6 protein-coding genes are annotated in these 8,806 nt (G+C 69.4%); all 6 read right to left on the bottom strand.

Annotated features, from left to right (window positions below):
• Nucleotides 1-104: 104 nt before the first annotated feature.
• Nucleotides 105-851, bottom strand: a complete 747-nt coding sequence (locus tag ACVBEQ_RS24145; protein WP_447155948.1) for a polyprenol monophosphomannose synthase — start codon at nucleotides 849-851, stop codon at nucleotides 105-107.
• Between the two features lie 68 nt (nucleotides 852-919).
• A complete protein-coding gene (gene lnt / locus ACVBEQ_RS24140; protein WP_447155942.1) occupies nucleotides 920-2,662 on the bottom strand; it encodes an apolipoprotein N-acyltransferase in 1,743 nt (580 codons plus the stop codon).
• Between the two features lie 36 nt (nucleotides 2,663-2,698).
• A complete protein-coding gene (locus ACVBEQ_RS24135) occupies nucleotides 2,699-3,628 on the bottom strand; it encodes a hypothetical protein (RefSeq protein WP_447155941.1) in 930 nt (309 codons plus the stop codon).
• Nucleotides 3,629-3,660: 32 nt separating this feature from the next.
• Nucleotides 3,661-3,972: a WhiB family transcriptional regulator gene (locus ACVBEQ_RS24130; protein ID WP_447155940.1), complete on the bottom strand. Its 312-nt coding sequence runs from the start codon at nucleotides 3,970-3,972 to the stop codon at nucleotides 3,661-3,663.
• A 66-nt stretch (nucleotides 3,973-4,038) separates the two neighbouring features.
• Nucleotides 4,039-6,924 carry an FAD-binding and (Fe-S)-binding domain-containing protein gene (locus ACVBEQ_RS24125; protein WP_447155939.1) on the bottom strand — a complete coding sequence of 962 codons (2,886 nt, stop codon included), beginning with the start codon at nucleotides 6,922-6,924 and terminating at the stop codon, nucleotides 4,039-4,041.
• Entirely contained in the window at nucleotides 6,921-8,621 is a 1,701-nt protein-coding gene (locus ACVBEQ_RS24120) for an L-lactate permease (protein WP_447155938.1), read from the bottom strand. Before ACVBEQ_RS24120 ends, ACVBEQ_RS24125 begins: the two co-directional genes overlap by 4 nt.
• Between the last annotated feature and the right edge of the window lie 185 nt (nucleotides 8,622-8,806).

Here is an 8,806-nt window from a genome sequence, read left to right as displayed (position 1 = left end):
TCCGACTCAGCCCACGGTTGCCGAGTACCACGGACAAGCACGAATCGATCTCCTCCGAGGCGGGCGGCGCTGTCTGTTCATGGGGTTTGTTCGCTGAAACAGGATCAGCGGGCGGCTTCGCGATCTTTCCGGCCGATGCCGACCAGCGAGAGCACCTGATGCCAGCGGTGTGCGGCGCCCCACGCCGTCACCTTCAGCAGGGCCTCGCGGACGATCCCGCCGCTCATCTTCGACGTGCCGATCTCCCGTTCGGTGAACGTGATCGGCACCTCGGTGAGCCGGAAACCCGCTTGGACGGCCCGCCAGGCCAGGTCCACCTGGAAGCAGTACCCGTGCGATTCGATCTCCGGCAGCGGCAGCGCCCGCAGCACCTCGGCGCGGTACGCCCGGTAGCCGCCGGTGATGTCGTAGATCCGGACGCCCAGCGCGAGCCGGGAGTACAGGTTCCCGCCCCGGGACAACACCTCCCGCCGTTTGGGCCAGTTGACCACGGTCCCGCCCGACACGTAGCGGGAGCCGATCACCACGTCTGCGTGGTTCAGCGCGTCCAGCAGGCGCGGCAACTGTTCGGGGGCGTGTGAGCCGTCCGCGTCCATCTCCACGAGCACGTCGTAGCCGCGCTCGAGGCCCCAGCCGAAGCCCGCGACGTAGGCCGCTCCGAGGCCCTCCTTCGTCGCGCGGTGCAGGACGTGCACCCGCTCGTCCTCGGCCGCGATTCCGTCCGCCACCTGGCCGGTGCCGTCCGGGCTGCCGTCGTCGGCGACCAGGACGTTGACCGCGGGCACCGCGGTGAGCAGCCGATCCAGGATCAGCGGCAGGTTCTCCCGCTCGTCGTAGGTCGGGGTGATCACCAGTACGCGGTCGCCGTGCGGGGTGTCGGGCTGCGGACGGGGAGAGGGTGTCGGTGCACTCTCGGGGCTCACTGTGCTGGGTCCTCCGTCGACGTTGCCGGTGCGTTCTGTGCCGCTGGACCGGCCGACCCGGACGGCGTCCGCCTGCGTCGCCGACCACCGGTCAGGATGACGGCGGCCAGCGCCAGCGGCGTGGCGATCGCGAGCACCCACTCCAGCGGGCCACCGAGAACCGTACCGGGTGTGGTCGCCGTGATCAGCGGCACACGGGGCGTCATGTATCCGGGGGTGAACAGCGGGATCGACGACTCCACGGTTCCGTCCGGCCGGATGACCGCCGAGACGCCACTGGTCGAGGAGATCAGCACCTCCCGGCCGTGCTCGACCGCACGCACCCGGCTCATCGCCTGCTGCTGGTAGGTCTCGTCGGTGTACCCGAAGGTGGCGTTGTTGGTCTGCACCACCAGTACCTGCGCCCCGCCGTCGACGACGTCCCGGACGAGGTCGTCGTAGACCACCTCGAAGCAGATGACGTCACCGACCGCGACGCCGCCGACGTCCAGGTTGCCGGCGGCGTTCCCCGGCAGGAAGGTGCCCCGCAGCAGGTCGACCTTGTCCGAGAAGATCCGGAAGAACGAGCGGTACGGCATGTACTCGCCGAACGGCAGCGGGTGCCGCTTGTCGTAGGTCGCTCCGGGCCCGGTGACCGGGTCCCAGACGATTCCCCGGTTGTACAGCTCCCCCGGTGTGTCCGTCTGTACCACGGCGCCGACCAGGATCGGGACTCCGATGTCGGCTGCGGCGGTCGAGATCACCCTATTCGCGTCGGCATTGCGGTACGGGTCGATGTCGGTGGAGTTCTCCGGCCAGATGACCAGTGCAGGCTGCGGAGCGGTGCCGGCCCGCACGGCGGTCGCCAGCTCCGTGGTCTGCTTGGCGTGCAGGTCGAGCACGGCCCGGCGCTCGGCGTTGAACTCCAACCCCGGCCGCGGGACGTTGCCCTGGATGACGGCGATGGTCTCGGTCGGTGCGCCGGCTCCGTCCTGCACCGCCGCCCGGCCCGCGATCCCGATCAGGAAGGGCAGCGCGATGAGCGCAGCGGTGATCAGCATCGCGGGCAGCTTCCGCACGGGTTGGTCGTCGCCCGCCCGCCGGCGGCCGGCACCTGTGCTGATGAGCTGAGCGATCGTGAACCCGACCAGCGCGGTCAGGAACGCGAGTCCCGGTGCACCCAGGACGGCGGCCGCGGGGAGCAGCGGGCCGTCGGATTGGGAGAAGGCGATGCCGCCCCACGGGAATCCGCCGAACGGGAGCCGGGCGCGGATGGCCTCGCCGGTGATCCAGGCGGCGGCGGCCCAGATCGGCCAGAATGGCAGCCTGCGCGACGCCGCGGCGGCCAGCGCCCCGGCCGGCGCGGTGAGCAGCGCCATCGCGACCGACAGTGCGTACCAGGGCGGGTCGCCGACGTAGACGTTGGTGAAGCTCAGCAGCGGCAGGTAGAACGCCAACCCGAAGACGAATCCGAGACCCAGCCCGGCACGCCAGCCGCGCCCGTTCACCGCCACACCCAGCAGCACGAAGGCCGCCATCGCCGCCCACCACCAGGTGGACGGGGCGAACGCCCTGTACAGCGCGAGACCCCCGAGCAGCGCGCCGATCAGCCGCAGGACACCGCCGCTGAACAGTGTTGCGCGCAACCGCGCGGCCCGGCCGTCATCACCCTCCGATTGCTGACGACGCAGGCGTCGGAGCGTCCCCGCCGGCACCTCTGGGGGGAGGCCGGGCTCCGTACCCAGGGTCGGTGATGCCACAAGTTCAGGGTAATGGGCCGCCCGACGGTTCCCGGCTCACTCGTGGCGCGTGGGTCCGAGCGCGCGCAGCAGCCCGATCACCATCCAGATTGCGATGAGCGACAACAGCAGGAATCCGCCTACCGGGCCCGCGATCTCGGCTGCCGTCAGGTTGACGCCGGCCGAACGCTGGCTGATCGTCTGGGCGATGATCATCGGCGCCAGCAACGCCTCCAGCACCAGCAGCGGGAAGGCGAGCAGATAGCCGAAGACCGACCGGCGAAGGATCAGGAGTCCGGCGACCACGGCGGCCGGCGTGATGACGGCCATGTCCAGCGCCGTCGTCACCGAGGTGGCGTACACGCCCAACCCTGCCGGGGTCCCGCCGGACTGCTGCGCCTGCAGGACCGGTGCCACCCAGATCAGTGCGGTCGCCACCCCGCTGGTGATCATCAGCGCCGCCGGACCGCGCCGGGGCAGCTGGTCGATCCGCTCTTCGATCGCCGCCAGGTCCACGTCGCGGATGGACAACACCAACGCCCACAGACCGGCCGCGAACAGGGCGACGTAGATCAGGAAGAACGGATTGAACGCGGTGCCGACGGCCATCGTGGCGTACACGTACAGCATCGACCCGAAGACGCCGGTGAGGATCAGCCCCCAGCGCAGCGAACCCGTCCGGTATCCCAGCACGGCGGCGACCAGGACCGGGATCACCACGAGCAGGGTGATCCAGTCGGTTCCCCTGTTGCCGGCGCCCGCCAGCAGGGAGTCGTAGCGGTAGATCCCATCTCCGAACAGCTCGACCGCGTCACCTCGTGGGGTGACGAAGCCCGTCGGGCGGGCGCTGGCCAGCACGCCCGCCGCCGCTGCCACCGCGGCCAGCACGCCGATGACGGCGGCCAGCCCGGTGACCACCCGCGCGTGCGGCGGACGGTGCTCGCCTCGCGCGGGTGGTGCTCCGGCGGGATGGATCGTCTGGGTCATGCAGGTGCCCCGATCTGGCGGTGAGAGGTCCGTCAGCCGGTTTCGGCCCGCGCGGCGGGGTACCGCATCGACCGGAGGCCGAGGGCGGCCGCCCGCTCGTCCTCGGACATGCCGCCCCAGATCCCGTACGGTTCCCGGGCCTGCAGGGCGTGCGTGCGGCACTCCGTCAGCACGGGGCAGGTGTTGCACACCGCCTTGGCCTGGGCGATCCTGCGGCCCTTGGCCGGGTCCCGCTCCGAGGCGGGGTGGAAGAACATCGCAGTGTCCATCCCACGGCAGGCACCGAACAATTGCCACTCCCAGTTCTCGACGGTCGGTCCGGGGATACGCCCGATGTCAGCCACGCTCAACACCTCTCAAGTCGTCAACATTGACGACATCGCCGAGCCGGGATCACCGCTCGGATCTGGTCAAGAACTCGAGCTGGCCCAATCGACCAACTCGACAACATGCTGGTACTGCTTTCCGGTTGCTCTTGTCATACCTAGTTCGCAGGTCCTGTTGCATGAGGCGAAAGCCCCGAATGTGCCGTTTGCCAGTTCGGCTGCCTGTGCGTGGGTCGCGGATTCGGTCAGTTCGGGATGCAGCAACCCGCGATCGCCGGCGAAACCGCAGCAGCCCCACGAGTCCGGGACGGTCACGGACTCGGCCACCGCAGAGGCGACCTCGCGCAGCGACTCGTTGATGTTCATCCGGGTGGACGAACAGGTCGGGTGCAGGGCCAGCGACGGTAGCTTGCGGGTCAGCTCCAGCCTCGGCAGGACGGTCTGCGCGACGAAGGTGACGCTGTCGACGATCTTCAGCGCGGCATAACGGCTGTCCGCGGCTGCGGTCTCGCTCTCCAGCATCTGCCGTAGCCCCTCGGTACACGACGACGCGTCGCACACCAGCGGTATCTCGCCGTGTGCTGTGGCCGTCCACAATGCCGGCAGGACGCGCTCCGCCATCGCGGCGTATCCGGCCTTCATTCCCTTCGATCGCCACGGTGTGCCGCAGCACAGGTCCGGCAGGTCGGGCGGGTAGCCCAGGGTGATCCCGGCGCGTTCGCAGATCTGCTGGAACGACTCCCGCACGCCCGGCCCGGCCTCGCTGGGTCCGAACATGGTCCCGACGCAGGCGGTGAAGTACACCGCATCTGCACCGCGCAGGCCGGGGTTCTCGTCGCGTGGCCGCGCGGCACCGCCGGCGGGCAGGTCGGGTGACCACAACGGCAGGGTGTCGTCGTCGATCACCATGCGGCCCAGCTTGTTCGGGCCGGTGACGACAGCGGGCGGCAGCTTGGCGGTGATGCTCAGTGCCGCCGAGGCGGCCCGGGTGGTGCCGGCCCAGTGCCTCGCGGCGGTGGCCCAGCCCTTGGCGGCGATCGCGCCGGCGTTCTCCCCGCGCAGCCGTTTGACCAGATCACCGGTGTTGATCAGGACCGGACACGCGGTCTGGCACATGCCGTCGACCGCGCAGGTGTCGACGGCGTCGTACTCGTACTCGTCCTCGAGTTGTTCGAGCAGCGCGGTGTCCCCTGCTGCCGCCGCTCGCTGCATCTCCCGGCGCAGCACGATCCGCTGACGGGGCGTCGTGGTGATGTCCTTGCTGGGGCAGACCGGTTCGCAGTAGCCGCATTCCACGCAGCGGTCGACCTCCGGCTCGACGGTCGGGGTGACCTTGAGGTGGTTGACGTGCGCGTCGGCGTCATCGCTGACTAGGACGCCGGGGTTGAGCAGCCCCCGTGGATCGCAGAGGTGTTTGATCTGCCGCATGACGTCGTAGAGCTCGTCGCCGTACTGGCGACGCACGTACGGCGCCATCATCCGGCCCGTGCCGTGTTCGGCCTTCAGGGACCCGCCGTGCCCGAGGACCAGCTCGACCATGTCCTCGGTGAACCCGAGGAACCGGTCGAGCGGGCCGCCACCGCCGAGCCGCTCGGTGAGCATGAAATGGATGTTGCCGTCCTTGGCATGGCCGAAGATCACGCTGTCCTCGTAGCCGTGCCTCCCGAACAGCGAGGTGAGCTTCTCGCAGGTGTCCAGCAGCGCCGGCACGGGGACGACGATGTCCTCGAGCAACGCAGTGGTGCCCGACGGACGGGCCTCGGCCACCGTGGCGTACAGGCCCTTCCTCGTGTGCCACAACCGGGCACGTGCCCGGGCGTCGGCCGTCAGCTCGGCGGGTGTGGTGACCGGCAGCCCGGCCAGCACCGGATGGGCCGCGGCGCTGAGATCGGCCACGGCGCCGGCCGAATCGGCCTGGTACTCCACCAGCAGGGCGGCGTGCCGCTCGACATTGATCTGCCGCAGCGTCGCGTCGGCCTGCGGGTCGGCCTGCCCCACCCGGAGCGACGCGGCGTCCAGCAGTTCGATGGTCGCCGGTCCGGTGCCCAGGATCGCCGGGAGCGAACCGGTTGCGCCGCTGAGCGTTTCGAAGACCAGCAGTCCGGTCATCGCATGCCGCAGCAGCGGGACGGTGCGCATCACCACGGACGCCACGAAGGCCAACGTGCCCTCGCTACCGACCACGAGATGGGCAAGTATCTGGACCGGGGAATCGTGGTCCAGCAGGGAGTTGAGCCCGTAGCCCATGGTGTTCTTCATCGAGAACTGCTGCTCGATGGTGCGGACCGACGCCGGGTTTCCCCGGACCCGGTCCCGGAGCACCGCAAGTCCGCGGTGCAGCTCGGGTTCCAGTGCCCGCAGCCGCTCGTCGGCATCGGCGGTACCGGTGTCGATGACGGTGCCGCTGGGCAGCACGAGCACCATCGAGTCGACGGTGTTGTAGGTGTTCGCGACGGTGCCGCACGCCATGCCACTTGAGTTGTTGGCGACGACACCGCCCAGCGTGCAGGCGATCTCACTGGCCGGGTCGGGGCCGAGCTTGCGGTGCAGGCCGGCCAGCCTGGCATTGACCTGGCGGACCGTGGCGCCCGGACCGATCCTGACCCGGGCGCCCCCGTCCAGGATCTCGATGTCGCGGAAGTTGCGCCGGGTGTCGACCAACAGGCCGTCGGTCACGCCCTGCCCGCTCAGGCTGGTGCCGCCCGACCGGAAGGTCATCGGCACCCCCTGGGCAGCCGACACCGCGAACAGCCTGCCGATGTCGGCAGCATCCTTGGGCGTGACCACCACGCTCGGGGTGAGCGCGAAATGCGAGGCGTCGTGGCCCAGTGCGAGCCGGTCGGTCGCCCGGTTGCGGATCTGGCCGGGATCGGCCAGGGCGGCGCCGAGCGCCAGCAGCAGGGCCGGCGGCGACTCGGCCAGCGTCGAGCCGGTGGCGGGCGGATGGCTGCGCTTCAGCAAGGTCGTCACGGGCTGACGACCATCCAGCCGAGGACCGGGGTGGACTGCAGGTACACCAGGACGCACATGCCCAGCAGCAGGCCGAGGCTCCACCAGATCACCTTGCGGAACAGCACGTGCTCCTTGTGCTCCATGCCGACGACGACCGCGGCGATGGCCAGGTTCTGCGGGGAGATCATCTTGCCGAGCACGCCGCCCGAGGTGTTGGCCGCGGCCAGCAGGTAGGGGCTGATGCCGGTCTTGGTGGCGGCGGTGGTCTGCAGCAGACCGAAGAGCGAGTTGGCGGAGGTGTCCGAGCCGGTCACCGCGACGCCGATCCAGCCGACGACCGGGGACAGGAAGGCGAAGAACCCACCGGTGGCAGCGAGTGCCAGACCCAGGGTGACGGTCTGACCGGAGAAGTTCATCACGTACGACAGCGCGAGCACTGCGACGACCGTGAGAATCGTCCACTTCAGTTGCACGACAACGGCTCCCAAGGCGCCGAGTGCGCGCGACACGGACAACCGGTAGACGGCCGCGGTCAGGATGCCGGCAACGAGCAGCACGGTTCCGCCGGCGGTCCAGACGTTGAAGTTGAAGGTGGAAGCGGCGAGCGGCTTCCCCTCGCTGTTCAGCACCTCGAGGCCCGGCCAGGCGAACTTCCAGCCCGAATGGGTGTCCAGGAAGTCCTTCAGCGGACCGAACGAGACAAGGGTGAAGAGCGCGACGACGATGAGATACGGCGCGAAGGCGAGCAGTGCCTCGCGCTTGCTGACCGGTCCAGTTTCTGCAGCGTCAGCGGATCCCCCGGTTGTGTCCGAACCCCCGGTGTTCCCGGTGCGGGCCTTGGCCGGCGATCCGGCCGGGACGACCGGCTCCAGGGCGGCAATGCTCTCCGCGGTGACGATCTCCGACGGCTGCCACACCCGCAGCAGCAGGACGACGGCCAGCGCGCCGGCGAGCGCCGCAATGATGTCGGCCACCTGGTAGTTGAAGTAGTTGGAGCTGAGGAACTGGGCACCGCCGAATGCGACGCCCGCAACCACAGCGGCGAGCCAGGTCTGCCGGACGCCGCGCTTGCCGTCGACCATCAGGACCAGGATCAACGGCACGAAGATCGCGAGGATGGGCGTCTGCCGGCCGACCATCGCGCCCAGCAGGTTCGGGTCGAGTCCGGTGATCTTGCCCAGGGTGGTGATCGGAACGGCGATCGCACCGAAGGCGACCGGTGCGGTGTTCGCGACCAGCGCGACCCCGGCCGCCTTGATCGGGGTGATGCCGACGGCGATCAGCATGACGGCGGTGACGGCGACCGGCGTGCCGAATCCGGCCAGCGCCTCGAGCAGTGCGCCGAAGCAGAAGGCGATGATGATCGCCTGGATGCGCTGGTCCGGCGAGAGCGACCCGAAGGCCCTGCGCAGCACCAGGTCGTAGCCGGTGAGTTCGGTCATCCGGAAGATCCAGATGGCGGTCAGAACGATCCAGATGATCGGGAACAGACCGAATGCCGCGCCCTCACTGGCGGCGAGCAGGGCCTGGCCCGCCGGCATCCCGAACGCGAAGATGGCCACCGCGAGCGCGACGACGAGCGAGGCGATGCCCGCCTGCCACGCCTTCCATTTCAGCGCCCCGAGCAGAACGAACAACGTCACCAACGGCAGAGCCGCGATGAGCGCGGACAAGGCCAGTGACCCCCCTACCGGATCAGCTACCTGCTGGAACATCGGCACTCCTTTGTGTCGGCCCTGGACGGGCGTGGGAGTCGCGGCATGTCGTGTGCTGCAGCGATTGGTAAGTTGTAAGACAAGTACACATGTCTGTCAACCCCTCAGGGTGATTGAGAGACAAAACGGAACATCCCGGTAGCCTGTGCGGCAACCGCCGCAGGGAGTAGGGCACTTGGTCCTGT

The organism is Nakamurella sp. GG22, assembly GCF_052976845.2.
Note: the sequence above shows the minus strand (reverse complement) of the source record. Positions and strands in the feature narration are given on the sequence as shown.

Coding starts and splice junctions, on each gene's coding strand:
- ACVBEQ_RS24135 (WP_447155941.1), bottom strand. CDS start 3,628: ATGACCCAGACGATCCATCCCGCCGGAGCACCACCCGCGCGAGGCGAG.
- ACVBEQ_RS24120 (WP_447155938.1), bottom strand. CDS start 8,621: ATGTTCCAGCAGGTAGCTGATCCGGTAGGGGGGTCACTGGCCTTGTCC.